Annotated in this window: 35 protein-coding genes and 2 pseudogenes; 6 read left to right on the plus strand and 31 right to left on the minus strand. The window is 62.8% G+C overall.

Going from position 1 to position 25,830, the window contains the following annotated elements; all coding sequences use genetic code 11:
• Positions 1–45: 45 nt before the first annotated feature.
• Entirely contained in the window at positions 46–528 is a 483-nt protein-coding gene (locus CXY73_RS09845) for a CarD family transcriptional regulator (RefSeq protein ID WP_104135553.1), read from the minus strand.
• A 173-nt stretch (positions 529–701) separates the two neighbouring features.
• On the opposite strand from CXY73_RS09845, the gene CXY73_RS09850 reads away from it, so the two are divergent.
• Positions 702–1,217, plus strand: a complete 516-nt coding sequence (locus tag CXY73_RS09850) for a hypothetical protein (protein ID WP_104135552.1) — start codon at positions 702–704, stop codon at positions 1,215–1,217.
• 148 nt (positions 1,218–1,365) lie between these two features.
• Here the strand turns inward: CXY73_RS09850 and CXY73_RS09855 are convergent, their stop codons facing one another.
• Both CXY73_RS09855 and CXY73_RS09860 read right to left on the minus strand, forming a co-directional pair.
• Positions 1,366–2,049 carry a response regulator transcription factor gene (locus tag CXY73_RS09855; RefSeq protein ID WP_104135551.1) on the minus strand — a complete coding sequence of 228 codons (684 nt, stop codon included), beginning with the start codon at positions 2,047–2,049 and terminating at the stop codon, positions 1,366–1,368.
• The gene (locus CXY73_RS09860; protein WP_104135550.1) at positions 2,046–3,233 is read right to left on the minus strand and encodes a cell wall metabolism sensor histidine kinase WalK; all 1,188 of its coding nucleotides are present in this window, start codon (positions 3,231–3,233) and stop codon (positions 2,046–2,048) included. The genes CXY73_RS09855 and CXY73_RS09860 overlap by 4 nt, the downstream gene beginning before the upstream one ends.
• A gap of 182 nt (positions 3,234–3,415) precedes the next feature.
• Between CXY73_RS09860 and phoU the strand changes: the two genes are divergently transcribed.
• Positions 3,416–4,072, plus strand: coding sequence for a phosphate signaling complex protein PhoU (phoU, locus tag CXY73_RS09865; RefSeq protein WP_104135549.1), 657 nt, complete (start codon positions 3,416–3,418; stop codon positions 4,070–4,072).
• A 169-nt stretch (positions 4,073–4,241) separates the two neighbouring features.
• Here phoU and CXY73_RS09870 read toward each other — a convergent pair whose 3' ends face one another.
• The 5 genes and pseudogenes from CXY73_RS09870 to CXY73_RS09885 form a co-directional block, all read right to left on the minus strand.
• Positions 4,242–4,994: a phosphoglyceromutase gene (locus CXY73_RS09870; protein WP_104135548.1), complete on the minus strand. Its 753-nt coding sequence runs from the start codon at positions 4,992–4,994 to the stop codon at positions 4,242–4,244.
• Positions 4,995–5,179: 185 nt separating this feature from the next.
• Positions 5,180–6,442: a folate-binding protein YgfZ gene (locus CXY73_RS09875; protein WP_104177617.1), complete on the minus strand. Its 1,263-nt coding sequence runs from the start codon at positions 6,440–6,442 to the stop codon at positions 5,180–5,182.
• Between the two features lie 189 nt (positions 6,443–6,631).
• A pseudogene (locus tag CXY73_RS23565) lies at positions 6,632–7,024 on the minus strand (FABP family protein); the annotation flags it as partial.
• A gap of 228 nt (positions 7,025–7,252) precedes the next feature.
• Positions 7,253–7,447 (minus strand): annotated as a pseudogene (locus CXY73_RS23570) (FABP family protein); the annotation flags it as partial.
• Positions 7,448–7,587: 140 nt separating this feature from the next.
• Complete coding sequence (locus tag CXY73_RS09885) at positions 7,588–7,842, minus strand: hypothetical protein (protein ID WP_104135545.1); 255 nt, start codon at positions 7,840–7,842, stop codon at positions 7,588–7,590.
• Between the two features lie 72 nt (positions 7,843–7,914).
• Here CXY73_RS09885 and CXY73_RS09890 point away from each other — a divergent pair, with 72 nt between their 5' ends.
• The 4 genes from CXY73_RS09890 to CXY73_RS09905 all read left to right on the plus strand — a co-directional run bounded on the left by CXY73_RS09890 (position 7,915) and on the right by CXY73_RS09905 (position 12,802).
• Entirely contained in the window at positions 7,915–8,607 is a 693-nt protein-coding gene (locus tag CXY73_RS09890; RefSeq protein WP_104135544.1) for a response regulator transcription factor, read from the plus strand.
• Positions 8,576–9,451, plus strand: a complete 876-nt coding sequence (gene mshD / locus CXY73_RS09895) for a mycothiol synthase (protein ID WP_158254095.1) — start codon at positions 8,576–8,578, stop codon at positions 9,449–9,451. The genes CXY73_RS09890 and mshD overlap by 32 nt, the downstream gene beginning before the upstream one ends.
• A gap of 232 nt (positions 9,452–9,683) precedes the next feature.
• Complete coding sequence (locus CXY73_RS09900) at positions 9,684–11,855, plus strand: RNA degradosome polyphosphate kinase (protein ID WP_104135542.1); 2,172 nt, start codon at positions 9,684–9,686, stop codon at positions 11,853–11,855.
• Positions 11,855–12,802 (plus strand): NUDIX domain-containing protein, encoded by a 948-nt coding sequence (locus CXY73_RS09905; RefSeq protein ID WP_255411381.1) that lies wholly within the window; start codon positions 11,855–11,857, stop codon positions 12,800–12,802. Before CXY73_RS09900 ends, CXY73_RS09905 begins: the two co-directional genes overlap by 1 nt.
• An 85-nt stretch (positions 12,803–12,887) precedes the next feature.
• Here the strand turns inward: CXY73_RS09905 and map are convergent, their stop codons facing one another.
• The 23 genes from map to rpsJ all read right to left on the minus strand — a co-directional run bounded on the left by map (position 12,888) and on the right by rpsJ (position 25,521).
• Positions 12,888–13,718, minus strand: coding sequence for a type I methionyl aminopeptidase (map, locus tag CXY73_RS09910; protein ID WP_233198252.1), 831 nt, complete (start codon positions 13,716–13,718; stop codon positions 12,888–12,890).
• A gap of 120 nt (positions 13,719–13,838) precedes the next feature.
• Entirely contained in the window at positions 13,839–14,423 is a 585-nt protein-coding gene (locus tag CXY73_RS09915) for an adenylate kinase (protein WP_104177619.1), read from the minus strand.
• Positions 14,420–15,742, minus strand: coding sequence for a preprotein translocase subunit SecY (gene secY / locus CXY73_RS09920; RefSeq protein ID WP_104135588.1), 1,323 nt, complete (start codon positions 15,740–15,742; stop codon positions 14,420–14,422). Before secY ends, CXY73_RS09915 begins: the two co-directional genes overlap by 4 nt.
• A gap of 142 nt (positions 15,743–15,884) precedes the next feature.
• Positions 15,885–16,445 carry a 50S ribosomal protein L15 gene (gene rplO, locus CXY73_RS09925; protein ID WP_104135540.1) on the minus strand — a complete coding sequence of 187 codons (561 nt, stop codon included), beginning with the start codon at positions 16,443–16,445 and terminating at the stop codon, positions 15,885–15,887.
• Positions 16,445–16,627 (minus strand): 50S ribosomal protein L30, encoded by a 183-nt coding sequence (gene rpmD, locus CXY73_RS09930; protein ID WP_066597599.1) that lies wholly within the window; start codon positions 16,625–16,627, stop codon positions 16,445–16,447. Before rpmD ends, rplO begins: the two co-directional genes overlap by 1 nt.
• Positions 16,627–17,334, minus strand: a complete 708-nt coding sequence (gene rpsE, locus CXY73_RS09935; RefSeq protein WP_369831234.1) for a 30S ribosomal protein S5 — start codon at positions 17,332–17,334, stop codon at positions 16,627–16,629. Before rpsE ends, rpmD begins: the two co-directional genes overlap by 1 nt.
• Positions 17,331–17,702 (minus strand): 50S ribosomal protein L18, encoded by a 372-nt coding sequence (rplR, locus tag CXY73_RS09940; RefSeq protein ID WP_092107252.1) that lies wholly within the window; start codon positions 17,700–17,702, stop codon positions 17,331–17,333. Before rplR ends, rpsE begins: the two co-directional genes overlap by 4 nt.
• A gap of 2 nt (positions 17,703–17,704) precedes the next feature.
• Positions 17,705–18,241 (minus strand): 50S ribosomal protein L6, encoded by a 537-nt coding sequence (gene rplF, locus CXY73_RS09945; protein ID WP_092451139.1) that lies wholly within the window; start codon positions 18,239–18,241, stop codon positions 17,705–17,707.
• Between the two features lie 6 nt (positions 18,242–18,247).
• Positions 18,248–18,646, minus strand: coding sequence for a 30S ribosomal protein S8 (gene rpsH, locus CXY73_RS09950; RefSeq protein ID WP_092107248.1), 399 nt, complete (start codon positions 18,644–18,646; stop codon positions 18,248–18,250).
• 187 nt (positions 18,647–18,833) lie between these two features.
• Entirely contained in the window at positions 18,834–19,442 is a 609-nt protein-coding gene (gene rplE, locus CXY73_RS09955) for a 50S ribosomal protein L5 (protein WP_104135539.1), read from the minus strand.
• The gene (gene rplX, locus CXY73_RS09960) at positions 19,442–19,801 is read right to left on the minus strand and encodes a 50S ribosomal protein L24 (protein WP_092451143.1); all 360 of its coding nucleotides are present in this window, start codon (positions 19,799–19,801) and stop codon (positions 19,442–19,444) included. Before rplX ends, rplE begins: the two co-directional genes overlap by 1 nt.
• A 2-nt stretch (positions 19,802–19,803) precedes the next feature.
• Positions 19,804–20,172: a 50S ribosomal protein L14 gene (gene rplN / locus CXY73_RS09965; RefSeq protein ID WP_092451145.1), complete on the minus strand. Its 369-nt coding sequence runs from the start codon at positions 20,170–20,172 to the stop codon at positions 19,804–19,806.
• A 34-nt stretch (positions 20,173–20,206) separates the two neighbouring features.
• Positions 20,207–20,506, minus strand: a complete 300-nt coding sequence (gene rpsQ / locus CXY73_RS09970; protein WP_092451147.1) for a 30S ribosomal protein S17 — start codon at positions 20,504–20,506, stop codon at positions 20,207–20,209.
• Positions 20,507–20,508: 2 nt separating this feature from the next.
• Positions 20,509–20,853 carry a 50S ribosomal protein L29 gene (rpmC, locus tag CXY73_RS23310; protein WP_104135538.1) on the minus strand — a complete coding sequence of 115 codons (345 nt, stop codon included), beginning with the start codon at positions 20,851–20,853 and terminating at the stop codon, positions 20,509–20,511.
• Entirely contained in the window at positions 20,853–21,272 is a 420-nt protein-coding gene (gene rplP / locus CXY73_RS09980) for a 50S ribosomal protein L16 (protein WP_092451151.1), read from the minus strand. Before rplP ends, rpmC begins: the two co-directional genes overlap by 1 nt.
• Positions 21,272–22,042 (minus strand): 30S ribosomal protein S3, encoded by a 771-nt coding sequence (gene rpsC, locus CXY73_RS09985; RefSeq protein WP_092107240.1) that lies wholly within the window; start codon positions 22,040–22,042, stop codon positions 21,272–21,274. The genes rplP and rpsC overlap by 1 nt, the downstream gene beginning before the upstream one ends.
• Positions 22,042–22,407 carry a 50S ribosomal protein L22 gene (gene rplV / locus CXY73_RS09990; RefSeq protein ID WP_104135537.1) on the minus strand — a complete coding sequence of 122 codons (366 nt, stop codon included), beginning with the start codon at positions 22,405–22,407 and terminating at the stop codon, positions 22,042–22,044. Before rplV ends, rpsC begins: the two co-directional genes overlap by 1 nt.
• Positions 22,408–22,433: 26 nt before the next feature.
• Entirely contained in the window at positions 22,434–22,715 is a 282-nt protein-coding gene (rpsS, locus tag CXY73_RS09995) for a 30S ribosomal protein S19 (protein WP_092107237.1), read from the minus strand.
• Between the two features lie 9 nt (positions 22,716–22,724).
• Positions 22,725–23,564, minus strand: a complete 840-nt coding sequence (gene rplB, locus CXY73_RS10000) for a 50S ribosomal protein L2 (RefSeq protein ID WP_092339441.1) — start codon at positions 23,562–23,564, stop codon at positions 22,725–22,727.
• A 22-nt stretch (positions 23,565–23,586) separates the two neighbouring features.
• Complete coding sequence (rplW, locus tag CXY73_RS10005; protein WP_092107233.1) at positions 23,587–23,889, minus strand: 50S ribosomal protein L23; 303 nt, start codon at positions 23,887–23,889, stop codon at positions 23,587–23,589.
• Positions 23,889–24,539, minus strand: coding sequence for a 50S ribosomal protein L4 (rplD, locus tag CXY73_RS10010; protein ID WP_104135536.1), 651 nt, complete (start codon positions 24,537–24,539; stop codon positions 23,889–23,891). The genes rplW and rplD overlap by 1 nt, the downstream gene beginning before the upstream one ends.
• Positions 24,540–24,544: 5 nt before the next feature.
• Positions 24,545–25,204 (minus strand): 50S ribosomal protein L3, encoded by a 660-nt coding sequence (rplC, locus tag CXY73_RS10015; RefSeq protein ID WP_104135535.1) that lies wholly within the window; start codon positions 25,202–25,204, stop codon positions 24,545–24,547.
• A gap of 8 nt (positions 25,205–25,212) precedes the next feature.
• Positions 25,213–25,521 (minus strand): 30S ribosomal protein S10, encoded by a 309-nt coding sequence (gene rpsJ / locus CXY73_RS10020; RefSeq protein WP_035834607.1) that lies wholly within the window; start codon positions 25,519–25,521, stop codon positions 25,213–25,215.
• Between the last annotated feature and the right edge of the window lie 309 nt (positions 25,522–25,830).

The raw sequence follows: 25,830 nt of genomic DNA on the forward strand, positions 1-25,830 counted from the left end.
AGGCGGCACCTCGCGGCGCCGCCTCTCACGAAGCAAAGTTAATGATTATGAAGCGAGGACCTCATCCAGAACGGTGGAGGCACGCTCTTCATCGGTCTTCTCGGCGAGCGCCAACTCGCTGATCAGGATCTGCCGGGCTTTGGCCAGCATGCGCTTCTCTCCAGCGGACAGGCCGCGGTCCTGATCGCGACGCCACAGATCGCGCACGACCTCCGACACCTTGATGACGTCGCCGCTGGCGAGCTTCTCGAGGTTAGCCTTGTACCGGCGGGACCAGTTGGTGGGCTCCTCGGTGAACGGTGCCCGCAACACTTCGAACACCCGGTCGAGGCCCTCCTGGCCGATCACGTCGCGCACGCCGACCAGGTCGACATTCTCGGCGGGAACCTCAATTGTCAGATCACCCTGGGTGACGTTGAGCTTGAGGTAGAGCTTCTCTTCACCCTTGATGATGCGCGTTTTGACCTCGGTGATCGTTGCAGCGCCGTGGTGGGGATAAACAACAGTTTCGCCAACCTCAAACAGCATAGAGATCCCTTCAGCAGAATCTACGATACCACGTCAAGGTGGTGCTATAGTACGCGCGCCCCCACGAGGCGCGCCAACGACATCCCGCTGCCCAAACTCGCCGCTAAGCTAGTCACAAAGCGAATTCTGCAGCGCCGGCCAACCGTCGACCGCTGCTTCGGTATGGAGGTCCTGTGAGAGCGCGCATCGCTGCATCCGTTGTATTGGCGGCTGGCATTCTGTTGGGCACGAGCGCATGCGGATTTTTCGCACCGCAAGCCACGTCCATCGAGTACAACGCGAGCGACGGGGTCAGCGGTGACGTTGGCGAGATCCACATTCGCAACGGTCTGCTGATCTCGACCGACGGAGAACGGGCCAACCTGATCGTGTCCGTCGTGAACACGACCGACTCCGAGCAGAATCTGCTCGTGCAGTACGAGTCCAGCACCGGTACGGTCTCACAAGATGTTCCGGTCGAGGCCAACACGACCGTAACGTTCGGCACCGAGGGTGAGGAATCGGTCATTCTGGAGAACATGAACAGCCAGCCTGGCTCGCTGTTTCCGGTGTTCTTCCAGTACGGCGAAGAGACCGGCGTCGAGCTGCTCTTGCCGGTTCTGACCGGCACTCAGGGTGAGTATTCCACCCTGCTGCCGACGCTCGCGCCGACCGAGACCCCCGAACCGACCGAGACCCCCGCAGCGTAGATTCTTCAGCAAACAGGCCGCCAGCCCCTCGGGGACGGCGGCCTGTCTTGTGCCTGCGGCAGCCTGCGCTGCGTAGCCGGCGTGACGTGCGCGAGTGCGCGCATCCATTGCCCGCCTGGTCAAGCGGATGCCGTCCGTCCCTGACGGCTCAGGCCTCGAAGCGGTAGCCGAGCCCGCGCACGGTGACGAGCATGGTCGGGTCAGACGGAACCGCCTCGATGCGCGAACGAATACGTTTGATGTGCACATCGAGCGTCTTGGTGTCGCCAAAGTAGTCCGTGCCCCAGACCCGGTCGATGAGCTGGCCGCGGGTGAGCACCCGGCCGGCGTTGCGCAGCAAGAACTCGAGCAGCTCGAATTCCTTGAGCGGCATGTTCACGAGTTCGCCGGACACTGAGACGGCGTGCCGCTCGACGTCCATGCGCACGGTGCCGGCGACGAGCGTGGTGTCGTCGTCACCGCCGCCCTGCTCGTCGTGGCGCCGCAACACCGCACGGATTCGCGCGACGAGTTCGCGCGTCGAATACGGCTTGGTCACGTAGTCATCGGCGCCGAGTTCAAGTCCGACGACGATATCGATTTCGGAGTCCTTGGCGGTGAGCATGATGATCGGCACCATCGACCGGGTGCGGATCTCGCGGCACACCTCGGTGCCCGGAATTCCGGGAAGCATGAGGTCGAGCAAGATGAGATCGGTGCCGCCCTGGTCGAATTCGCTGATCGCGCTCGGCCCATCTTCGGCCACGACGACCTCGTAGCCCTCACGTTCGAGCAGGAAACTCAGCGGCTCGCTCAGCGCGCTCTCGTCTTCGACCAGAAGGATGCGTGTCATAGTGTGTCTCCTGCGGCCGCACGTGCGGCTGGTTGAGGCTTCTTAGGGCCGGGTTCGATCGGCTGCGCCGCCTCGGGGAGACGGATGGTGAAGGTGGATCCGCTGCCCGGCTGGGACCAGACGCGAATGTCTCCGCCGTGGTTCTGCACGACGTGTTTGACAATAGACAGGCCCAGTCCGGTTCCGCCGGTGTGGCGCGACCGCGCCTGGTCGACCCGGAAAAACCGTTCGAAGACCCGGTCCAGATCGGCTTCGGCAATGCCGACGCCCTGATCGGTGACGGTGATTTCGACGATGCCCTTCTGCAGGCGTACGCCGACGCCCACGCGCGATCCCTCGACGGAATAGTTCACCGCGTTGGCGACAAGGTTGTGCACGGCCACGATGAGCAGAGCTTCATCGCCGTAGATGCGGGCATCGGACTTTTTGCCCAGAACGATGGTGATGCGTTCCGCTTCTGCGACGACTCGACACTGGTCGACGGCCGCGGCGACAATGTCGTCGACGCTGAGATTCTCCGGCTCGGCGAGCACGTCCTGCGCCTGCAACCGGGACAGTTCGATGATCTCCTGGGTGAGGCGACCGAGCCTGGCCGACTCCGTCGTTAACCTGTTGGCGAAGCGGCGAACCTGCGCCGGTTCATCCGCTGCCTGATCGAGCGCCTCAGCGAGCAGACCAACGGAGGCGATGGGGGTTTTCAGTTCGTGACTGATGTTGGCCACGAAGTCGCGGCGCACCTCGTCGAGGCGGAAGGCTTCGGTGCGGTCCTCGGCCAGGAGCAGCACGTAGCGAGTACCAAGCCGGGCCAGGCGCACCCGAAAGCGCATGCTCGCGTCGCCGAACGGGCCGCGGGAGAGCACGAGGTCTTCGCTGATCGGCTCGCCGGTACTGCGTACGAGCCGGGCGAGTTCGAGCAGTTCGGGATGCACGAGCTGGTGATTCCAGACCAGACCAAGGGTGAGGGCGCCCGGGCTGGTCTTGATGACGTTGTTCGACGGGTCGAGCACGACGCCGGCGGTTTCGAGCGCGTCAAGCACCTGGTCGATCCCGTCGGGCACGGCCGGGTTCACCACTTCGCTGGCGCGGCGTCCGTGCCGTTCGGCAACGTGCAACAGCGTCACGAAGCCAGCCCCGACGCCGAGGCCGAGTGCCAGCGACAGCAACACCAGCCACGTCGATTCCATAACCTACAGGTTACTGACCCTCTGGGGCTTTACTTCGCAGCGAAGGCTGCCGGAGACCTGTACTTTAGAAAGAGTTCAAGACCACGGCACCTGCCGTTAACCTAAATCCGGCATTCTGTGTCGGAGGCCAAGGCGGGTCTCACAGGCCCGTGCGTGCCCGCGCGGCAAGGAAGGACCACAGCATGCGCGACGTATTCCAGCAGGAACTGGCAGAAGTTCAACAGCGACTGGTCGAGATCTCTCGGCTCGTCGCCATCTCGATGGACAAGGCCACTCACGCTTTCAACGAGAGTGACGTCAGCCTCGCCGAAGAAGCCATCACCGAAGACGAGAAGATCGACGAGCTAACGGTTGAGCTCGACGAGCTCGCGATCACCATTCTGGCCCGCCAGCAGCCGGTCGCGCGCGACCTGCGCATCGTCGTGAGCGCCCTGCGCATCAGCGCCTCCCTTGAGCGGATGGGCGACCTCTCGACGCACATCGCCCAGCTGGCCCGGTACCGTTTTCCCGACAAGGTCATTCCCAAGGGCCTGCGCGGCACGTTCGCCGAAATGGGCGCGCTCGACGTGGTCATCGCGAATATGCTCACCGAGCTGCTCCTGCACCAGGACATGGCCCTCGCCGAGACCATTCGCAATGAAGACGACAAGGTCGACGCGCTGCACGTGAGCGTCTTCGACGCCGTCCTCGGCGCAACCTGGAAAGGACTCGCCGCCGACACCGTCGATGCGACCCTGGCCAGCCGGTACCACGAGCGGTTCGCCGACCACGCGGTGTCGATCGCGAAGAAGGTGCAGTACCTCGGCACGGGAGACTGGCACCAGGACAACCAGCTCTAGCCTGCTCTCGGTTTGAGCGAGCGCTCGCATGAGCGCGCCCAAAATGGGCACCCGCTGCGGTAATCGGCGTAGCGCCCACCGACATCGGGCGCGGCCACGACGCCGAGTGCCGTAGCCGCAGAAATTGGCACGGCAAGGCCCAGAGCGTTCGCTCCGGGCCTTGGGCGAGTTACTTTTTGTTACCCTGGGCTGCGACGGCGGCGGCTCCGGCGGCCGCGGCCTCGGGGTCGAGATACTCCCCCGGTCCGAGCGGCATGAAGTCTTCGCCGAGCCGGTAAACCAGGGGGATTCCGGTGGGGATGTTCAGTTCGGCGATGTCGGCATCGCTGATGCCGTCGAGGTGCTTCACCAGGGCGCGCAGCGAGTTACCGTGCGCGGTGACCAGGACGGTCTTGTTCGCGCGCAGGTCGGGCACGATGTCCGACTGCCAGTAGGGCAGCATCCGCTCAACGACGTCCTTGAGGCATTCGGTGCGCGGAAGGGCGGCGCCGAGGTCGGCGTAGCGCGCGTCATGCGCCTGCGAGAACTCGCTGGAGTCGTCGAGCACGGGCGGCGGGGTGTCGTAGGAGCGGCGCCACAGCATGAACTGCTCCTGGCCGAACTTGGCCTGGGTGGCCGCCTTATCGAGGCCCTGCAGCCCGCCGTAGTGGCGTTCGTTGAGGCGCCAGGAACGCGTGACCGGGATCCACGAGCGGTCAGCTTCTTCGAGCGCGAGGTTCGCTGTCTGGATGGCGCGGGAAAGCAAGCTGGTGTGGAGCACGTCGGGCAGCAGACCGGCGTCCTTGAGCAGCACGCCGGCGCGGACAGCTTCGGTGGCACCCTGCTCGCTGAGGCGAACGTCCACCCAGCCGGTAAACAGGTTCTGCTGATTCCAGGTGCTTTGGCCGTGGCGGAGGAGGACGAGTGTGTAGGGGGCAGACATGTGCCCACTCTATCGAGCGTGGGTGGCGAAATAGCGCCGGAGCACACCCGCCTGCGGGGGCTAATTCAGGAAAACTGGTCACAGCGGATGCTGCCACCCGCGCAAACACGAGGGAAGCAGCATCCGTCACAGAGAGTTTCCTGAATAAGCCACCAAAAGTCGGCGAGCCCTTGGAGCCGGGAAGGCTAGCGAACCGGGGTGCGGGCACCCAGGCGCGGCAGGCGGGGGATATCGGCGACGGATCCGGCGGACTGTGGCACGATGATCTCCTGGCTGGCCGAGATGGAGATTCCCTCGGACTCGACATAGAGGGTCGACGTGGCCGGAATGATGCGCTTGATCACGGCGAGCGCGATCGGCCCGAGCTCGTAGTGAATGGCGCTCGAAGTGATGGTGCCGACGGCGACTCGCTCGGGCTCTGCCTCTGAACTGCCTGGCCTGACGCGGTCGGCCTGCACCGGGTCGCCGGGCGCGGGCAGCACGCCTTCCGACCCGTCGAGGTGCAGCATGACCAAGCGGCGCGGCGGGTGGCCGAGGTTGTGCACCTTGGCCACGGTTTCCTGCCCGCGATAGCAGCCCTTGCTGAGGTGCACGGCGGTGCGCAGCCAGTCCAGCTCATGCGGGATGCTCTTCTCATCGACCTCCCGCGCCCGTCGCGGACGCCACGCGGCGATGCGCAGCGCCTCCAGGGCGAGCAGTCCGGCCGGTTTTACCAGTTCAGCGGATGCCGCGGCGCCGGTTGGTGAGGATGGGGCAGGGGCAGGGGCGGTGGCGGTGGCGGTGAACGCTGTCGCGGCGGCGCCGGCGGCGAGTGAATCACGCAGCGCGGGGAGGCTGGCGCGGGCCACGAGGGTTTCGGTGTAGGTCCAGCGGGTTCCGGGATGCTCGGGCACTTCGGCGTACTGGTAGCCACCACGGGCGACGGCAGCCCAGGGATCCAGCCAGGTCAGCGGCACGCCGTTCGGGGCGGCGGCGGTGATACCAACAGAAGCTGGGGCATCCGTCATGGCGCCGATGGTGGCGTACACGAGGGTGTGGTCGACAACCTGCACCCGCAGCATGAACTTCATGCGGTCGAGGAAGGTCTGCAGGCCGGGCAGCTCGGCGGCCTCGACGAGAAGCCAGGTTTCGACGCCGTCATCCAGCACGCGGACGGCGTACTCGAGGTGTCCGGTGGGGTCGAGCAGCAGCATCTCGGTGGATCCGCCGGGGGCGAGGCTTTTGAGCTCCTGGCTCGCGATGGAGTTGAGCCAGCTGAGGCGGTCGGGGCCGGCGACGGAGAGCACGCCGTGGTGCGAGAGGTCGACGATGGCGCGTCCGGCGACGAGGGAGCGTTGTTCGATCATGGGATTGCCGTAGTGCGCGGCGACGCCGACGTCGATTCCCTCGGACTGCACCGCGCCGGGCAGTCCCAGCAGCGGCGAGACGGTTGTTGCCGGGTCAGTCATGGCGCTCAATTCTGCCGATCCGGGTTGACGGTCGGCGATCGTGCTTGGGGGCGTGCTCGTTGGCACGGCTCATGCACCTACAACACTACGGCCCGCAGATTTATTCGACGGGCGGGCCGGGTCACTGCCTGACCGGGTTCACCTGAGGAAACCGGGCCCAGGCACGGTTGAAGGAGGGGCGTGCGGCGGCTAGGAGACTCGGGCGAGGCGGCCGGAGGCGTGAGTACGCAGATCCTGGCCGAGAGCGGCGATGTCCCAGGCCCAGAGCAGGTGATTGTCGACGAGGCCGTAGAGGCGGGTGGCGGCCGCGTAGGGCTTCGATCCGGCGGTACGCAGTACGGCATCCGTGGCGAGGTCGATGCGCGGGCCCTTCACCTGGCCGAGGTAGAGCTCTGCGACGCCGCCGGGATGCACGAGAGTGACCTCGATATCGAAGCCGCCGTCACGATTGCGCAACGTTTCAACGGCCGCCGCCGAGGTGAACGGGCGCTCCCCCAAGCCCGGCAACATGCCGGGCCCCGGGTCGCCGTCACCCTGGTTACGGCTAAGCCGCCAGTACCCCGTTTCGGTGACCAGGGGGAGCTTCTCGTCGGACAACATCTCGTCGGACAACATCTCAGGGGGCAGCATCTCAGGGAGTAGCGGAGAGGCTGGCGTAGCGACATCCGTTCCCGAGGAAACGGTCTTTCCCTGCAGAGCGGATGCGGCAGCGCGGGTTTTGGCGGAATCCGTTTCAGAGGCGGAGCCAGTAGCGGTCTCAGACGCGGGCACGGCGGTGTCCGCTTCAGCGGCTGCAGCATCCGTATCCAGAGGCTCGAGCCAGGTATATGAGCTGTAGTTCAGGTGCGGCAGGCCGTCATGGCTGAAGCTGATGCGGTGGCCGAAGGTGCGGCTGACCGACTCCGTGCCGATTTTGTATTCGAGCACACCGGAACCTTCCCAGACTCCGATCAACCAAGAGAGTGGAACAAGTTCGGACGGCAAGCCGACCGGAAGGTCAAACATGCGTACTTACCGCTGCCCCCGGAACAGCTTGAAAACGACCATGCCGGATACCCAGGCGATCGACAAGCTGGCCAGTCCGAGCAGGCCTAAAAAGAAAAGTTCCAGCGCTAACAGATCCATGCTGCGAGTCTAGCGGGAGCTCAGAGCACAGCCACGACAATCGTCGCCACGACGAGGATCACGAGGGCGCCCGCGATGCTCAGCGTGACCCGTTTCACGTAGCCCTCTTTGGTTCCGGTGGCGATCTGCAGGCCGAGTGTGACGAGCGTGCAGCCGGCCAGGGTGAGCCCGAACCAGCCGAGCGCCGAATTCGGGGTAGCGAGCAATCCGGTAAGAACAGCCCCCACAATCGCCAGTAACCACACGGTCGCGATCGTTCTCCAGTGCCAGCTCACGTCTCTATTGTGCCCGAACGGTCGCATCCCGTGGCACGCTAGTATGAAATTCGAGACACTTGGAGGGCGCCCGTGGCGCAGTTGTTGATCCTGACCTCGGCGGCCAACAATGACGTACTCCCCGCCCTGGCGCTGCTTTCCCACAATGCAAAACTGATTCCCGCCCAGGCGGATCAGCTCATTCACGCTCCGGATTCCGATTTGATTTTGGTCGATGCCCGAAGCAACTTCGCCGTGGCCAAGTCGCTCTGCCAGATTCTGCGCACGATGGGCACCGTCACTCCCCTGCTGCTCGTCGTCACCGAGGGCGGACTGGCCGCGGTCAGTCCCGACTGGGGAGTCGACGATGTCATTCTCGACACGGCTGGCCCAGCCGAAGTGGATACCCGTATCCGCCTGAGCATCGGCCGGCTCGCCCACACCGTGCCCTCGAACACGATCCGCGCGGCCGGAGTCGTGATCGACGAAGCGAGTTACTCGGCCAAGGTGCACGGAAAACCGCTCGACCTCACTTATAAGGAGTTCGAGCTGCTGCGGTTCCTGGCCGCGCATCCTTCACGGGTATTCACTCGCGAACAGCTCTTAAGCGAGGTCTGGGGCTACGACTACTTCGGCGGCACTCGCACGGTCGACGTGCACGTGCGACGCCTGCGCGCCAAGCTGGGCGACCAGGAATCGCTCATCGGCACCGTGCGCAACGTCGGCTACCGATTCAATGTGCACGAAGAAAATGATGAGCGAGTTCCCAATTCTCTCCGCGCTTAATAAAACGGATGCCGCGGGGCTGGTCGAATTTCACCGGATCGCCGCGGAGGCGCTCGCCTTTGACGGCTACGCGCCCTTCAACGAGCAGGCGCTGTTCGACCTGCACAGCGGCCTACGTAGCGCCTATCTGGTGCGATCGAACGACCTTCTGGTGGGGGCGGCGCTCGCCGGGCGCGGGGAGATCGACCTGGTTGTTGCACCGGAGTCGCGGCGACGCGGATTTGGGCGGGCGGCGGCGATCGAGCTCGTCGCGACGGTTCCGAACGGACTGACTATGTGGTCGCACGGCGATCATCCGGGAGCGCGTGCCCTCGCCATTGAGCTGCGCTTCGTCGCCGCACGCACTCTGCTCGAGCTGCGTCTGCTCCTGGACGAAGCTGGGCCGGCGGCATCCGCTTTGCTGGAAGCCGACAGCATAGACGTGTTCCGCCCGGGCATCGACGATGCCGAATGGATCGCGCTAAACGCCCTGGTCTTTGCGACGCACCCGGAACAAGGCGCGATCACATCGGCCGATCTCACGGCGCGGCAGGCCGAGTCATGGTTCAGCAGCGATGACTTTCTGATTTTGCGGGACGCCGACGGTCGCATGATCGGCTACAACTGGCTCAAGGTCGACGGGGCGATCGGCGAGATTTATGTGGTCGGGGTGCATCCGGATGCCGCCGGTCGAGGATTCGGACGCGCGCTCATGCAGGCGGGGATCCAGCGACTGCGCGACGCCGGCTGCGTCACCGCCGCCCTCTACGTTGAGGCCGACAGCGCCGGTGCCGTGCACCTGTATCGGTCGCTCGGTTTCACCGACCACACGGTTGACGTGCAGTACCGCCGCCTCGCCGACTGATCCCTTCTCGACTGACCCTGTCGCGTCGGACACCGTCTCGACTGACCCAACGCCACCATGTCAGAAGCTGCACCAGCTGGTGCAACGTCATCCGTGCCAGGGGCGATTCGCAACGTAACTCCGTCGATATAACCGGGGCGACGCGCCGAAAAGTCAACGGCTTCGAGATTATTTCGCCTCCCGTTCACCTCGTTCGTCGCGGTGGCGTGATTAAGGGTGTCAGGATGGATAAATGGACGGCGAAACCACCCAAGCAGACTCGGGTCTCACAGACTTCGATGACGACTTTGACCCACTTTTCGGCAAACTCGACCCGGCGCTGCCCGACGACCGCTACCTCGACCGCGAGCTGAGCTGGCTCGCTTTCAACCAGCGCGTGCTCGAATTGGCCGAGGACGAGTCGCTGCCCGTGCTCGAACGCACCAACTTTCTCGCCATTTTCGCGAGCAACCTCGACGAGTTCTTCATGGTGCGCGTCGCCGGGCTGAAACGCCGCATCCTCACTGGGCTGGCTGTACCGACCAACGTGGGCCGGGCTCCGCAGGACGTGCTCAGTGACATCTCGGCCGTCGCCCACGCCCTGCAAGACCGCCACGCCCTCGCCTTTCAGAACCTCGTGCGCCCCGCCCTCGCCGAGGCCGGCGTCGAGGTGGTCGACTGGCAGAGCCTCGGCGACACCGAACGTCGCTCGCTGCGCACCTATTTCTCGAATCAGATCTTTCCGGTACTGATGCCTCTGGCAGTTGACCCGGCGCATCCGTTTCCCTATATTTCCGGACTCTCGCTCAACCTGGCCGTGCGGGTACGCAACACCAAAACCGGCAAGCAGGAGTTCGCCCGGCTCAAGGTTCCGCCAATGCTGCCGCGCTTTGTGCGGGTCGACCGCAATGAGTCGGTCGATCGCATCCGCTACATCGCCCTCGAAGATCTCATCGCCAACCAGCTCGACGATCTGTTTCCAGGCATGGAAATTCTGGAACACCACGTGTTTCGGGTCACCCGCAACGAAGACGTTGAAATTGACGAAGATGAGACCGAAAACCTGATCAAGGCACTCGAGAAAGAACTGCTGCGTCGACGGTTCGGGCCGCCCATTCGCCTGGAGATCACCGAGGACATGGACGAGGTCACCCTCGGCCTTCTCGTGCGCGAACTCGACGTGACCGAGCAGGAGGTCTACCACCTGCCAGCACCGCTCGACCTCGGTGGATTGTTCGACCTGCGCATCGACCGTCCCGACCTGCACTTCGCCAAGCACGTGCCGACCACGGCAGCCCAGCTACTGCCGAGCGAGCCGAACGCCGAGCAGGACATCTTCGCGGCCGTCGCACACCGGGACGTACTGCTACACCACCCCTACGAGTCCTTCGCGACGAGCGTGCAGGCATTCTTGGAGCAGGCCGCGGCCGACCCGAACGTGCTTGCCATCAAGCAGACGCTGTACCGCACCTCCGGTGACAGCCCCATCGTCGAGGCACTCATCGCCGCCGCCGACAGCGGCAAGCAGGTGCTCGCGCTGGTGGAGATCAAGGCCCGCTTCGACGAGCAGGCCAATATCACCTGGGCGCGCAAGCTTGAAAAGGCCGGCGTGCACGTGGTCTATGGGCTGGTCGGCCTCAAAACGCACTGCAAGCTCGCCCTCGTGGTGCGCTACGAGAAGGGTGTGCTGCGGCACTACAGCCATATCGGCACCGGAAACTACAACCCGAAGACCAGCCGCATTTATGAAGACCTCGGTCTGCTAACAGCGGATGCCCAGGTCGGCAAGGACCTTACCCGCCTGTTCAACGAGTTGTCGGGGTACGCCATAGAGAAGAAGTTCAAGCGGCTTCTCGTGGCTCCCCTGCACCTGCGCAAGGCCTTGCTTAAGCAGATCCAGACCGAAACCGAGAACGCCCTCGAGGGCAAGACCAGTGGCATCCGGATCAAGGTCAACTCAATGGTCGACGAAGACATCATCGACGCGCTGTACCGGGCGAGCCAGGCCGGCGTGCACGTCGACGTCTGGGTGCGCGGCATCTGCAGTCTCAAGCCGGGCGTGGTCGGCATGAGTGAGAACATTCGGGTGCGGTCCATTCTGGGCCGGTACCTCGAGCATTCGCGCCTGTTTTCTTTTCACAACCTGGGCGAAACGCAGGTGTTCATCGGCAGCGCCGACATGATGCACCGCAACCTTGACCGCCGGGTCGAGGCCCTCGTGCGCCTGATCGACCCTGAGCACCTGGTCGAGATCGAGGCCCTGTTCGAACGGGCCATGGATCCGCGCACCTCGAGCTGGTGGCTCGACGAGACCGGGCATTGGACCCGCCACGACGTCGACGAGAACGGCGTGCACCTCAGCGATATGCAAAACCGATTGATGCAGCAGATCAGCGCCCGCAAACGACCGGCGGGGCGTCGCTAGTGGCGTCCAAAACCACGGATACCAACGTTTATGCTGCCGGCGCGGTCTGCTGGCGCCTGATCGACGGTCGCATGCACGTGCTGCTCATTCATCGCACGGTGCACGGTGACGTCACCATCCCCAAAGGCAAGGTGGACCCGGGTGAGTTGCTGCCCCGCACCGCGGTGCGTGAAGTCGGGGAAGAGACCGGGCTGGACGTAGCTCTCGGAGTTCCGCTCGGCGTGTCGCACTACGACATGCCAGACGGTCGAACCAAGGTCGTGCACTACTGGGCAGCCGAGATCACGCCGGACGCGATCGCACGCTCGACATTCGTTCCGAACGGCGAGGTCGCCGCGATTGAATGGGTCACCATCAAAAAGGCCCGCAGCTATCTGAGCTACCCGGCAGATGTGGAGATTCTCGAGACGTTTTCGGCATTCGTCGAGGCCGGCGTGACCCGCACGTTTGCGGTTATCGCACTGCGCCACGGCAAGGCCGCGCCACGCACCGGAGCGGGGCCTGACGCCCGTCGTCCGCTGACGGCGCGCGGGGTAACGCAGGCTGCGGGCCTGGTCGCGACGATCACGGCCTGGCGACCGTTGCGCATCATCTCGAGCACGGCGACGCGGTGCGTGACGACGGTGGCTCCGCTCGCAGCCGCCACGGGCATCCCGATCAAGCAAACGGACCTGATCAGCCAGGACGCACTCGAAAATGGTGAAGCAGATGTTCGCTCCATCGTCGGCAAGCGCGTGCGCTCCCGCAAGACCGCTGTTTTGTGCAGCCACGGTCCGGTGCTGCCCGAGATCATGCGGGAAATCGCGCTGGCTACCGGGAGCCAGCCGACCTCTGCGCTGTTCGACGCCGCAGACCTCGACACCGGCGGGTTCTCGATCGTGCACCTGTCGTCGGAGAACCCGGCCGCGGGCATCCTGGCCATCGAGACGTTCCGCGCGACCGCCTAACCGGCGTTTCACAGCCGCGCTCAAGCTTGCGTTGGGCGCTGGCGGTTTACGTCGACACCGCTCAGCACGCCGTCGGGAAGCCGGGTTACGGGATGGGGACGGGCGTGATGCCAAACTGGGCGAGGCCGGCAGCGCCACCGTCTTCGGCGGTCAACACCCAGATACCGTCCTTGTGCACGGCAATGCTGTGCTCCCAGTGCGCTGCGGCCTTGCCGTCGCTCGTGGCTACGGTCCAATCGTCGTCCCGGGTGTAGGTATCGATCGACCCGAGCACGACCATCGGCTCGATAGCGACGACGAGCCCCGGCTTCACATCCGGACCTTTCGGGCGCACGCGGTAGTTGAACACCGGCGGATCCTCGTGCATCGAGCGGCCGATGCCGTGGCCGACATAGTCCGTGAGAATGCCATAGCTGCCCTGCGACTCCACGTAATCTTCAATGGCGTCACCGACCTCATTGAGGTGACGGGCGGTGTGTAGCCGGGCGATGCCGTGCCAGAGCGATTGCTCGGTCACGTTACACAGCTTCTGCCGTTCGGCCACAAGCTCGGGTCGGCTGGCGTCCGGCAGCACGAAGCTGAACGCGGCGTCGCCGTTCCAGCCTTCGATGATGGCGCCACTGTCGATTGAGACGATGTCACCGGCCGCGAGGCGCCGCTCAGAAGGGATGCCGTGCACAACGTCGTCGTTCACCGAGGCACACACGGTGTGGTGATACCCGGCCTCGAGCTTGAAGTTCGGCTTACCGCCGAGCGCGACGATGGCGGCCTCGGCCGCAGCGTCGAGTTCGAGGGTCGTAGCCCCGATCACCATGGCAGAGCGGGCGGCCTTGAGCGATGCGGCGGTGGCCAGGCCCGGGGCGACCATGAGGCGCAACTGGGCGGGGTTCTTGTAGATGGAACGACGAAAACTCACTGATTTCCTACAAACTAGCTCCGAGAAGGGGAGCGATCTTTTCTTATTTGCGTTGTGGTGCACATGATGATGGGCCGAGTCGTTAGGCCCGGCCCAAACTCGTGTTAGAGCCTGGTCGTGCTACTGACCACGCAGGCCGCGGTCGGCCAGGGCGGCGAGAATGCGCTCGGTGACCGCCTCAACGGCACCGAGGCCGTCGATCGTGACCACGAGGCCACGAGCGCTGTAGACGTCGATCAGCGGAGCGGTCTGCTCCGCGTAGACATCAAGACGATGGCGGATGACGTCGGCCGTGTCGTCCGCGCGGCCCTGCTCGGCCGCACGCTTCAGCAGCCGCGTGACGACCTCGTCGGTGTCGGCGGTGATGAGAACGACTACGTCGAGCTGAGTGCCCCCTGCACTCAGCAGACGATCGAGCTCATCGACCTGATCGGTCGTGCGCGGATAACCGTCGAGCAGAAAGCCGCCGGCAGCATCCGCTTCCTTGAGCCGGTCAGCGACTATGGCGTTGGTGAGGGTGTCGGGGACGTACGCTCCGGCGTCCATGAACGACTTGACCTCGACGCCCAGCGGGGTGTTGTTGGTCACGTTGTAACGAAAGATGTCGCCGGTGGAGATGGCGGGAATGTCGAAGGCAAGCGCCAGGCGCTCCGCCTGGGTGCCTTTGCCAGCGCCGGGCGGGCCGATCAATAGTAAGCGCGTCATTTAAGAAGCCCCTCATAGTGTCGCTGTTGCAGTTGCGAGTCGATCTGCTTGACCGTCTCGAGCCCCACGCCGACGATGATGAGAATACTCGCGCCGCCGAACGGGAAGTTCTGGTCGGCACCGATAACTGAGAATGCAACGAGCGGGATCAACGCGATAAAACCCAGGTAGAGCGAACCCGGAAGCGTAATGCGGGTGAGCACGAAGTCGAGGTACTCGGCGGTCGGCCGGCCGGCGCGGATGCCGGGAATGAATCCGCCGTACTTCTTCATGTTGTCCGCAACTTCTTCGGGGTTGAAAGTGATCGCCACGTAGAAGTAGGTGAAGCCGATGATCAGGAAGAAGTACATGGCCATGTACAGCGGCTGGTCGCCGCCGGTGAGGTTGTTGGAGATCCAGACGACCCAGGCCGGAGCTTCGGTGCCGGCGGCCGGCTGGTTGAATTGCGCGAGCAGGGCCGGCAGGTACAGCAGCGAGGAGGCGAAGATCACGGGGATCACGCCGGCCATGTTGACCTTGATCGGAATATAGGTGTTGTTGCCGCCGTAGGTGCGGCGCCCGACCATACGCTTGGCGTACTGCACCGGTATTCGCCGCTGGGATTGCTCGACGAAGACCACGCCGGCGACCACCAGAATTCCCACGATCAGCACGATGATGAGGGTGTCGAGGCCCTGCTGCTGGCCGATGGCGCCGAGCGATCCAGGGAACAAGGCTGCGATCGAGATGAAGATCATGAGCGACATGCCGTTGCCGACGCCGCGTTCGGTGACGAGCTCACCCATCCACATGATGACGCCGGTGCCGGCGGTCATCGTGATGACCATGAGCATGATGGCGTACCAGGCGTCGTTGGTGATCAGCTGCGTGCACTCGGTGCTGGCGGATGTCCCAAACAGGGCGCCGCTGCGGGCGACGGTGATCAGCGTGGTCGACTGCAGAATGCCGAGGGCGATCGTGAGGTAACGGGTGTACTGGGTCAGTGTGCTCTGACCCGAAGCACCCTCCTTGTAGAGGGTGTCGAAGTGAGGGATGACCACGCGCAGCAGCTGCACGATGATGGAGGCAGTGATGTAGGGCATGATGCCGAGGGCAAACACGCTGAGCTGGAGCAGGGCGCCACCACTAAACAGGTTGACGAGCTCGTAGAGGCCGCTCGAACCCTGGTTGGCCGCCAGACACAGCTGCACGTTGGCGAAGTCCACGAACGGGGCCGGGATGAACGAGCCCAACCGGAACAGAGCAATGATGCCCAGGGTGAAGCCGATCTTCTTGCGAAGGTCGGGTGTGCGGAAGATCCGCGCAATGGCGCTGAACAAAAAGGCCTCCAGATATTTACGCAGACCGACCCGCGCGGGTCGACAGGAGTACATCGACTAAATACGATCGAGCTTGTCGAATCACACCAAACGATTTAACTCGATTGACGGATTCGACAAGCTCGATTGAGCGTCTACGGGTTTACTTTACAGATCCGCCCGCGGCAACAATTTTCTGCTCAGCTGAAGCAGAGACCTTGTCAACCGTCACGTTCAGCTTAACGGTAATCTCACCGGTGCCGAGAACCTTGACTTTTTCGTTGTCACGAACCGCACCCTTGGCGATCAGGCTGGCGATGGTGACATCGCCGCCGTTCGGGTAGAGGAGTTCAAGCTTTTCCAGGTTGACAACCTGGTACTCGACGCGGAACGGGTTCTTGAATCCACGCAGTTTCGGGGTGCGCATGTGCAGAGGCATCTGCCCACCCTCGAAGCCGACGCGTACGCTGTAACGCGCCTTCGTACCCTTGGTGCCTCGACCCGCGGTCTTACCCTTGGATCCTTCACCACGGCCAACGCGCATGCGGGCCTTCTTCGCTCCGGGAGCGGGGCGAAGGTGGTGTACCTTCAGCACGTGCTCGCGGGGCTCAGTCGACTCGGCTGCAACGGGGGCCTTCTTCGGTGCTGCGGCCTTTTTGGGGGCAGCGGCCTTCTTCGTGTCGGGCTTGTCGGCTACCTTGGTAGCTTCCTTCTCGTCAGCCATTAGTCAATCTCCTCGACCTTTACGAGGTGAGCGACGGTGTTGACGTAGCCACGGTTCTGCGAGTTATCCTCGCGGATCGTAACGGCGCCAATGCGTCGCAGACCCAGACTGCGAAGAGTGTCGCGCTGGTTCTGCTTCTCACTAATTTTGGACTTGATCTGTGTGATCTTCAGCTGGGCCATCAGGCACCTGCCTTCGCGGTTGCGGCTGCTGCAGCTGCAGCAGCGTCGGCACGCAGGAAACGGGCCGGAGCCACGTCTTCATAGGCCAGGCCGCGGCGAGCCGCAACCGCACGCGGCTCTTCGAGCTGGTGCAGCGCCTCGACCGTGGCGTGCACGATGTTGATGGTGTTCGACGAACCGAGCGACTTGCTCAGCACGTCGTGGATGCCAGCGCATTCGAGTACGGCGCGCACCGGGCCACCGGCGATAACGCCGGTACCTGCTGCTGCCGGACGCAGCAGAACGACGCCGGCTGCGGCCTCACCCTGTACGGGGTGCGGAATGGTCAGGCCAACGCGAGGAACGCGGAAGAAGTTCTTCTTCGCTTCTTCCACGCCCTTGGAGATAGCGGTCGGGACCTCGCGGGCCTTACCGTATCCGACGCCGACCAGTCCGTTACCGTCGCCGACGACGACGAGAGCGGTGAAGCTGAAGCGACGACCACCCTTGACAACCTTCGACACACGGTTGATGGTGACGACGCGCTCCAGGAACTGGCTCTTGTCGGCATCGCGGCTTCCGCGGTCCTTGTTCGGGTTGCGCTCACGGCCACCACGACGAGCCTCGCGGGGCTCGTTCTGCGGCGGCGTCGTGGAAGCAGCGGTTTCAACCGGTGCAACCGCTTCGGCAGCAACAGGTGCTGTGGTTTCGATCTTTTCAGTGCTCACAGGTTCAATCCACCCTCTCGAGCTCCTTCAGCGATGGCTGCGACGCGTCCTGCGTACTTGCTGCCACCACGGTCAAATACAACGGCTTCGATGCCGGCGGCTTTCGCACGCTCAGCGACGAGCTCACCGACCTTGCGGGCCTTGGCGGTCTTGTCACCATCGAAGGTGCGCAAGTCCGTTTCGAGCGTGGACGCCGACGCAAGCGTGAAGCCCTTGCTGTCGTCAACGACCTGCACGAATACGTGACGAGCCGAGCGGGTGACGACGAGGCGCGGGCGAAGCGCCGTTCCCTCGATCTTCTTGCGAAGACGAGTGTGTCGACGTCCGCGGGCTGCGGCCTTGCTCTTGCCTCTAGTTCCGAGTCCCATGGCTACTTACCACTCTTTCCGGCCTTGCGGCGAACAATCTCGCCGGCGTAACGCACACCCTTGCCCTTGTAGGGCTCTGGCTTGCGAATCTTACGGATGTTGGCGGCAACCTCGCCGACGGCCTGCTTATCGATTCCGCTGACCGTGAGCTTGTTGACGCTCTCCACGGTCAGAACGATCCCGACCGGCGGCTCGACGACGACCGGGTGCGAGAAGCCGAGGGCGAACTCAACAGAGGTACCCTTCTGCGCCGCGCGGTAACCGGTACCGACGATTTCGAGACCCTTGGTGTAACCAACGGTTACGCCGATGATCTGGTTGTTGATCAGGGTGCGAGTCAGACCGTGCAGCGAACGCGACTGGCGTTCGTCGTTCGGACGGGTGACGAGAACGTGACCGTCCTCGATCGACACTGTGATGGGGTTGGAAACGACGAGCGCGAGCTCGCCCTTCGGACCCTTGACGGAGACGGCCTGGCCGTCAGCCACAACCGTGACCCCGGCAGGGATCGGGATGGGGAGTCTTCCAATACGTGACATTCTCAGTTACCACACGTAGGCGAGAACTTCTCCGCCTACGCCCTTCTTCTCAGCCTGGCGGTCGGTAAGCAGACCGCTGGAGGTGGACAGGATGGCAACGCCGAGGCCGCCGAGAACCGTGGGGATCTCAGTCGACTTTGCGTACACGCGGAGGCCGGGCTTGGAAACCCGCTTGATGCCCACGATGGAACGCTCACGGTTCGGACCGAACTTGAGGTCCAGCGTGAGGGTCTTACCTACTGTTGCATCCTTGACGGTCCAGGCAGAGATGTAGCCCTGTGCCTTGAGGATGTCAGCGATGTGCGCTTTCAATTTGCTATGCGGCATCGACACTGTGTCGTGGTACGCCGAGTTAGCGTTGCGCAGTCTGGTCAGCATGTCTGCGACCGGATCTGTCATTGTCATTTTGTGGTGCCTTTCTCGCCTGGTTTCGCCGTTCGTTACGCGAATGACGACCTGTGGTGGTGAGGAAACCGATCGGTTGACCGGCTTCCGGGGTGAAAATCTGTGTGCGCCTGACATTTCTGTGCGGCGGGGCCAACCATGAGTTGGGAGCTTGCAAGCGCAAGCTCCCAACTCTAGTTGAAAAACGCTACTTCTGTGCGTCGGACGTTTTGAACGGGAAGCCGAGCGCTTTGAGCAGCGCGCGACCCTCGTCGTTGGACTTCGCGGTCGTAACAACCGTGATGTCCATACCGCGAACGCGGTCAATGCGGTCCTGGTCGATCTCGTGAAACATGACCTGCTCGGTCAAACCGAAGGTGTAGTTGCCCGCACCATCGAATTGCTTGTCGGAGAGGCCGCGGAAGTCACGGATACGAGGAAGGGCCAGGCTGAGCAGCCGGTCCAGGAACTCCCACATGCGGTCGCCACGAAGGGTGACGTGGGCGCCGATGGGCTGTCCCTCACGCAGTTTGAACTGCGCGATCGACTTGCGAGCCTTGGTGACCTGCGGCTTCTGGCCGGTGATCTTGGTGAGGTCAGAAACCGCACCGTCCATCACCTTGCCGTCGCGTGCTGCTTCTCCGACACCCATGTTGACGACAATCTTCGTCAGGGTGGGGATGCGGTGCACGTTGGTGAAGCCGAGTTCCTCGGAGAGCTTGGCACTGATCTCATCGCGGTACTTCTGCTTCAGACGCGGCAGGGCCTTGACGGGCGCGGCGCCGCCAGTGCCTTCAACAACTGCGGTGTCAGTCATTAGAGGTCCTTCCCTGACTTCTTGGCGTAACGAATGCGGACCGTCTTGGTGACGCCGTCCTTCGTTACCTCTTCCTGGCGGAAGCCGACGCGGGTCGGCTTCTTGGTCTCCGGGTCGACGATGGCTACGTTGGACACGTGGATGGCGGCTTCGAAGGTCTCGATGCCACCCGTCTTGGTGCCGCGCTGGGTCTGTCCGACGCGAACGTGCTTGGTCACGAAGTTGATGCCCTCAACGAGGACACGGTTCTTCTCGACGTCGACGGAGATGATCTTGCCCTGCTTGCCACGGTCTCCCCCGCGAGCCTGGCTGCGGCCGCTGATGACCTGAACGAGGTCACCCTTTTTTATTCTGGCCATGATTAAATAACCTCCGGTGCCAGCGAGATGATCTTCATGAACTTCTTGTCGCGAAGCTCGCGACCGACCGGTCCGAAGATTCGGGTGCCGCGGGGGTCACCGTCTGCCTTCAAGATCACTGCAGCGTTCTCATCGAACTTGATGTAGGAGCCGTCTGGACGACGGGTTTCCTTCTTGGTGCGAACGATGACAGCTTTGACGATGTCACCCTTCTTGACGTTTCCGCCCGGGATTGCATCCTTGACCGTGGCGACGATGACGTCGCCCAGGCCGGCGTAACGACGGCCGGAGCCGCCGAGAACACGGATGGTCAAGAGTTCCTTGGCGCCGCTGTTGTCGGCAACCCGTACTCGTGATTCTTGCTGAAGCACTTTATAACTCCTTTACGTCAAGTAAGCGCGAGGCTTACTTGGCCTTCTCAAGAATCTCGACCAGGCGCCAGCGCTTGGAGGCGCTAAGCGGACGGGTCTCACTGATCAGGACCAGGTCGCCGATGCCGGCGGAGTTCGCCTCATCGTGCGCCTTCAGCTTGGAAGTACGGCGGATGACCTTGCCGTACAACGGGTGCTTCACGCGGTCTTCGACCACGACAATGATGGTTTTGTTCATCTTGTCGCTGGTCACGTAACCACGCAGCGTCTTGCGGTAACCGCGAACGAGAGCTTCTGCCTCGGCTGCGACGACCGTTTCGTCAGTCTTCGCCATGACTAGGCCTCCTTCGTCTCGACGGTCTCGGCTGCAGCGTCGTCCGTGGACTCAACTGCGGCCTTGGCCTTCTTGGTTTTTTTCTCTGCCTTCTCAGCCTTGGCCGGAGCCGGGACTGCAACCGGCGTGGCACGAATACCCAGCTCGCGCTCACGGAGAACCGTGTAGATGCGAGCGATATCGCGCTTAACCGCGCGGAGGCGGCCGTGGCTCTCGAGCTGACCGGTGGCCGACTGGAAGCGCAGGTTGAACAGCTCTTCCTTGGCCTTCTTCAGCTCTTCGAACAGCTTCTCGTTGTCAAAGGTGTCGAGCTCGACTGGGGCGAGCTCCTTGGTTCCGATCGCCATTATGCGTCGCCCTCCTCGCGCTTGATGATGCGTGCCTTGAGGGGCAGCTTGTGAATTGCACGGGTAAGTGCTTCCTTCGCAACGGCGTCGGTGACACCGCTGAGCTCGAAGAGAACGCGACCCGGCTTGACGTTGGCAACCCACCACTCGACGGAACCCTTACCGGAACCCATGCGAGTTTCGGCCGGCTTCTTGGTCAGCGGGCGGTCGGGGTAGATGTTGATCCACACCTTCCCGCCACGCTTGATGTGACGCGTCATGGCGATACGAGCGGACTCGATCTGACGGTTGGTCACGTACGCGGGGGTCAGCGCCTGGATGCCATAGTCACCGAATGAGACCGTAGTGCCACCGGTAGCGTGGCCGGTACGACCCGGGTGGTGCTGCTTGCGGTGCTTGACTCTACGTGGAATCAACATTATTTAGCCTCAACTCCTGCTGCGACCGGTGCCGCTGCCGGAGCATCTGCACGAGGTGCACGGCGCGGTCGATCGTCACGACGCTCGGGGCGGGACGACTTAGCGTTGGCCTGCTCGCGAGCGAGTTCCTTGTTGGTGATGTCACCCTTGTAGATCCAGACCTTCACGCCGATGCGGCCGAAGGTGGTCTTGGCTTCGTAGAAGCCGTAGTCGATGTTCGCGCGAAGCGTGTGCAGTGGCACCCGGCCTTCACGGTAGAACTCGCTGCGGCTCATCTCGGCGCCACCCAGACGACCGGACACCTGGATGCGAACACCCTTGGCGCCGGCGCGCTGCGCACCCTGCAGGCCCTTACGCATCGCACGGCGAAAAGCCACACGTGCGGAGAGCTGCTCGGCAATACCCTGCGCGACCAGCTGGGCATCCTGCTCGGGGTTCTTGACCTCGAGGATGTTCAGTTGAATCTGCTTGGCAGTGAGTTTTTCCAGGTCAGAGCGGATGCGCTCGGCCTCCGCGCCGCGGCGACCAATCACAATGCCCGGACGGGCGGTGTGAATGTCAACGCGAACACGGTCACGAGTGCGCTCGATCTCGATGCGGCTGACGCCGGCGCGGTCGAGGCTGGTGCTCAGCAGGCGACGGATTTTGACGTCTTCTGCGACAAAGTCAGCGTAGCGCTGACCCGGCTTGGTCGAGTCAGAGAACCAACGCGATACGTGATCGGTGGTGATTCCCAGACGGAAGCCATAGGGGTTTACTTTCTGACCCATTACTTCGTACCCTCCTCAGGAGTGGTGAGCACAACCGTGATGTGGCTGGTGCGCTTCTTGATTTCGAATGCGCGACCCTGGGCACGAGCCTGGAAACGCTTGAGGGTCGTACCCTCGTCAACGAATGCCCGGCTGATGAACAGGTCCTGCTCGTCCAGATACGTGTTGGCTGCATCTGCCTTGACCCGGGCGTTGGCGATGGCCGAGGCCACCAGCTTGTACACCGGATCGGATGCACCCTGGGGCGCAAACTTCAGAATTCCCAGCGCTTCCTGCGCCTGCTTGCCGCGGATCATGTCAACGACGCGACGAGCCTTCTGGGGGGTAACGCGGATGTGACGCACGCGTGCGATCGACTCCACCATTTCTTCTCCTCCTTCACGTCCCCGCGTTAGCGGCGACGGCCCTTCTTGTCGTCCTTCACGTGTCCACGGAAGGTGCGGGTGGGCGCAAACTCGCCGAGCTTATGACCGACCATGCTCTCGGTGACGAACACCGGGATGTGCTTGCGTCCGTCGTGCACTGCGATGGTGTGTCCGAGCATGTCGGGGATGATCATCGAGCGGCGCGACCAGGTCTTGATTACGTTCTTGCTCTTGGCTTCGTTCGCCGCGAACACCTTGCGAAGCAGGTGGTCGTCAACGAAAGGGCCTTTCTTAAGACTTCTTGGCATCGTCTACTCCTACTTACGCTTCTTGCCGACGGTGCGGCGACGAACAATGAGCTTGTCGCTTTCCTTATTCGGGTGGCGGGTGCGCCCTTCCTTCTGGCCCCAGGGGCTGACGGGGTGACGTCCACCGGACGTCTTACCCTCACCACCACCGTGCGGGTGATCGACCGGGTTCATGGCAACACCACGAACAGTCGGGCGAACGCCTTTCCAGCGCATACGTCCGGCCTTGCCCCAGTTGATGTTCGACTGCTCGGCGTTGCCGACCTCGCCGATCGTCGCGCGGCAGCGAGCATCCACGTTGCGGATTTCACCAGACGGCAGACGAAGCTGGGCGTAGACGCCCTCCTTCGCTACCAGACGAACGGATGAACCGGCTGAGCGGGCCATCTTGGCGCCACCACCCGGACGCAGTTCGATCGCGTGAATGATGGTACCGGTAGGGATGTTCTTCAACGGCAGGTTGTTGCCGGGCTTGATGTCAGCCCCGGCTCCCGACTCGATGATGTCGCCCTGGCTGAGCTTGTTCGGCGCGATGATGTAACGCTTCGTGCCGTCAATGAAGTGCAGGAGCGCGATGCGCGCCGTGCGGTTCGGGTCGTATTCAATTTCAGCGACGCGGGCGTTGACGCCGTCCTTGTCGTTGCGCTTGAAGTCGATCACGCGGTACTGGCGCTTGTGGCCACCACCGATGTGACGGGTCGTGATGCGGCCCTGGTTGTTACGTCCACCAGTCTTGGAGAGCGGACGCAGCAGCGACTTCTCTGGGGTGGAACGCGTGATTTCCGCGAAGTCGGCAACGGATGAACCGCGTCGACCCGGGGTCGTGGGCTTGTACTTACGAATAGCCATTAGTTATCCCTCTGCCTGTCGCTTAGCCGACGGCCGTGAAGATGTCGATGGAGCCAGACTTGAGCGTGACAATGGCACGCTTGGTGTCCTTGCGCTTGCCCATGCCGAACTTGGTACGGCGAGTCTTGCCCACGCGGTTCAGGGTGTTGATCGAAGCGACCTGCACCTTGAAGATCTTTTCGATCGCGAGCTTGATCTCCGTCTTGTTCGAGCGGGGGTCAACGATGAAGGTGTACTTACCCTCGTCAATCAGGCCGTAGCTCTTTTCAGAGACAACCGGAGAGATGATGATGTCGCGGGGGTCCTTGTTGGTCGCGATAGTCATTATGCGGCCACCTCTTCCTTCTTGGTCTTGCTCTCCACAAACGCGTTGAAAGCAGCGGTGGTGAAGACAATGTCGTCGCTGACGAGCACGTCGTAGGCGTTGAGCTGGTCCCACGAGAGGATGTGCACCGTCGGGATATTGCGAATGCTGCGCAACGTGATCTCGTCGGTACGCTCGAGGACAACCAATACGTGCTTGCTCGTGGCGATCTGCGTTAGCAGCTCCAGGGCAATCTTCGTGTTGGGAGTCTCAGCTGTGAACAGTGCCTCGACGATGTGCAGGCGGCCACCGCGGGCGCGATCGCTCAGTGCACCCTTGAGGGCTGCGGCAATCATCTTTTTCGGGGTGCGCTGGTCATAGCTGCGCGGGGTCGGTCCGTGGACGATTCCACCACCGGTCATCTGAGGAGCGCGGATCGAGCCCTGACGAGCGCGACCGGTTCCTTTCTGCTTGAACGGCTTGCGGCCGGCACCGGAGACTTCTCCACGGCGCTTGACCTTACTCGTTCCCTGGCGTGCGGCAGCGAGCTGCGCAACAACGACCTGGTGGATGAGCGGAATGTTGGCGGGAACGTCAAAGAGCTCGTCGGGAAGCTCGGCAGAGCCTGCCTTCTTGCCCTTGGCGTCAATGATGTCGAGTGCTGTAGCCATAAGGACTACGCTCCCTTCACTGCGTTGCGAACGAATACGAGGCGGCCACGAGCACCGGGAACGGCACCCTTGACGAGCATGAGGCCCTTGTCGGCGTCAATAGCGTGCACCTTGAGGTTCAGCACGGTTACGCGCTCGCCACCCATACGACCGGCCATGCGCATGCCCTTGAAGACACGGCTCGGGGTCGAGGAAGCACCGATGGAACCGGGCTTGCGGTGGTTACGGTGCGAACCGTGTGAGGAGGAAACACCCTTGAAGTTGTGACGCTTCATAACACCGGCGAAGCCCTTACCCTTGCTGGTGCCCATGACGTCAACCTTGGTGCCGGCAGCGAATACACCGTCAACGGTGAGCTCCTGGCCGAGGTTGTAGTCAGCGGCATCCGCGGTGCGGAGCTCGGTGATGTGGCGACGTGGCGTGACGCCGGCCTTGTCGAAGTGACCGGCAAGGGGCCTGTTGACCTTGCGCGGGTCGATGGGACCAGCGGCGATCTGAACGCCGTTATAGCCGTCGACGGCCTTGGTGCGAATCTGCGTGACAACGTTCGGCGCGATTTCGATGACGGTAACGGGAACAAGCTTGTTGTTCTCGTCCCACACCTGGGTCATGCCGAGCTTCTTGCCGAGGAGACCTTTGGTGGTCTTGGTATCTGCGTAAGACATCGCGGGCCCTAGAGCTTGATCTCAATGTTGACGTCGGCCGGAAGGTCGAGGCGCATGAGCGAGTCAACGGCCTTCGGGGTCGGGTCAATGATGTCGATCAGACGCTTGTGGGTGCGCATTTCAAAGTGCTCCCGGCTGTCCTTGTACTTGTGAGGAGAACGGATGACACACACCACGTTCTTCTCGGTCGGAAGCGGCACCGGGCCGACGACTGTAGCGCCCGCACGGGTCACTGTGTCGACGATCTTGCGCGCCGAAATGTCGATGACCTCGTGGTCATATGACTTAAGTCGAATGCGGATCTTCTGTCCCGCCATGTCGAACTCTCTCTCTGTCGAGGCGTCTTACAGACAACGGCACTGTTTGCCGAGGTTGCATTGGACGCCGTAGTAGCACTGCTGCTGAAAGCACCACTGTTCATATGTCAATTTGAATCACGTACGAATAATCGACGCTCATCATCAACGCCGACTCCCAGAGCAGAACCTGGGGGACGACACGGTTTTACCCGCGCCGACCAGATCGTTGATTTATGCTGCGCTCTGCTCCCTGCGGCCTAGCCTGCAATCAGCTCTCGTTCGACGAGTGTTCTTCGAAGAGTGTGACGCGACTATGCACTGCCTGGC

Origin of the sequence: Cryobacterium sp. Y50 (assembly GCF_002929805.1) — a bacterium.
In the GTDB taxonomy this organism is placed as follows: domain Bacteria; phylum Actinomycetota; class Actinomycetes; order Actinomycetales; family Microbacteriaceae; genus Cryobacterium.

What these genes read in the sequence shown, in the direction of transcription:
- rplO (WP_104135540.1), bottom strand. Translation starts at nt 16,445, where the DNA reads ATGGCTGACGAGAAGGAAGCTACCAAGGTAGCCGACAAGCCCGACACG.
- rplB (WP_092339441.1), bottom strand. Translation starts at nt 23,564, where the DNA reads ATGGCTATTCGTAAGTACAAGCCCACGACCCCGGGTCGACGCGGTTCA.
- rpsH (WP_092107248.1), bottom strand. Translation starts at nt 18,646, where the DNA reads ATGACAATGACAGATCCGGTCGCAGACATGCTGACCAGACTGCGCAAC.
- phoU (WP_104135549.1), top strand. Translation starts at nt 3,416, where the DNA reads ATGCGCGACGTATTCCAGCAGGAACTGGCAGAAGTTCAACAGCGACTG.
- CXY73_RS09855 (WP_104135551.1), bottom strand. Translation starts at nt 2,049, where the DNA reads ATGACACGCATCCTTCTGGTCGAAGACGAGAGCGCGCTGAGCGAGCCG.
- rplR (WP_092107252.1), bottom strand. Translation starts at nt 17,702, where the DNA reads ATGGGACTCGGAACTAGAGGCAAGAGCAAGGCCGCAGCCCGCGGACGT.
- CXY73_RS09900 (WP_104135542.1), top strand. Translation starts at nt 9,684, where the DNA reads ATGGACGGCGAAACCACCCAAGCAGACTCGGGTCTCACAGACTTCGAT.
- CXY73_RS09915 (WP_104177619.1), bottom strand. Translation starts at nt 14,423, where the DNA reads ATGACGCGCTTACTATTGATCGGCCCGCCCGGCGCTGGCAAAGGCACC.
- mshD (WP_158254095.1), top strand. Translation starts at nt 8,576, where the DNA reads ATGAGCGAGTTCCCAATTCTCTCCGCGCTTAATAAAACGGATGCCGCG.
- rpmC (WP_104135538.1), bottom strand. Translation starts at nt 20,853, where the DNA reads ATGGCGATCGGAACCAAGGAGCTCGCCCCAGTCGAGCTCGACACCTTT.
- rpsQ (WP_092451147.1), bottom strand. Translation starts at nt 20,506, where the DNA reads ATGGCGAAGACTGACGAAACGGTCGTCGCAGCCGAGGCAGAAGCTCTC.
- rplE (WP_104135539.1), bottom strand. Translation starts at nt 19,442, where the DNA reads ATGACTGACACCGCAGTTGTTGAAGGCACTGGCGGCGCCGCGCCCGTC.
- CXY73_RS09860 (WP_104135550.1), bottom strand. Translation starts at nt 3,233, where the DNA reads ATGGAATCGACGTGGCTGGTGTTGCTGTCGCTGGCACTCGGCCTCGGC.
- rpsS (WP_092107237.1), bottom strand. Translation starts at nt 22,715, where the DNA reads ATGCCAAGAAGTCTTAAGAAAGGCCCTTTCGTTGACGACCACCTGCTT.
- rplV (WP_104135537.1), bottom strand. Translation starts at nt 22,407, where the DNA reads ATGGTGGAGTCGATCGCACGCGTGCGTCACATCCGCGTTACCCCCCAG.
- CXY73_RS09845 (WP_104135553.1), bottom strand. Translation starts at nt 528, where the DNA reads ATGCTGTTTGAGGTTGGCGAAACTGTTGTTTATCCCCACCACGGCGCT.
- CXY73_RS09870 (WP_104135548.1), bottom strand. Translation starts at nt 4,994, where the DNA reads ATGTCTGCCCCCTACACACTCGTCCTCCTCCGCCACGGCCAAAGCACC.
- rpsC (WP_092107240.1), bottom strand. Translation starts at nt 22,042, where the DNA reads ATGGGTCAGAAAGTAAACCCCTATGGCTTCCGTCTGGGAATCACCACC.
- rplF (WP_092451139.1), bottom strand. Translation starts at nt 18,241, where the DNA reads ATGTCACGTATTGGAAGACTCCCCATCCCGATCCCTGCCGGGGTCACG.
- rplW (WP_092107233.1), bottom strand. Translation starts at nt 23,889, where the DNA reads ATGACTATCGCGACCAACAAGGACCCCCGCGACATCATCATCTCTCCG.
- rpsJ (WP_035834607.1), bottom strand. Translation starts at nt 25,521, where the DNA reads ATGGCGGGACAGAAGATCCGCATTCGACTTAAGTCATATGACCACGAG.
- rplP (WP_092451151.1), bottom strand. Translation starts at nt 21,272, where the DNA reads ATGTTGATTCCACGTAGAGTCAAGCACCGCAAGCAGCACCACCCGGGT.
- rplD (WP_104135536.1), bottom strand. Translation starts at nt 24,539, where the DNA reads ATGGCTACAGCACTCGACATCATTGACGCCAAGGGCAAGAAGGCAGGC.
- rplC (WP_104135535.1), bottom strand. Translation starts at nt 25,204, where the DNA reads ATGTCTTACGCAGATACCAAGACCACCAAAGGTCTCCTCGGCAAGAAG.
- rpmD (WP_066597599.1), bottom strand. Translation starts at nt 16,627, where the DNA reads ATGGCCCAGCTGAAGATCACACAGATCAAGTCCAAAATTAGTGAGAAG.
- rplX (WP_092451143.1), bottom strand. Translation starts at nt 19,801, where the DNA reads ATGGCCAGAATAAAAAAGGGTGACCTCGTTCAGGTCATCAGCGGCCGC.
- CXY73_RS09875 (WP_104177617.1), bottom strand. Translation starts at nt 6,442, where the DNA reads ATGACTGACCCGGCAACAACCGTCTCGCCGCTGCTGGGACTGCCCGGC.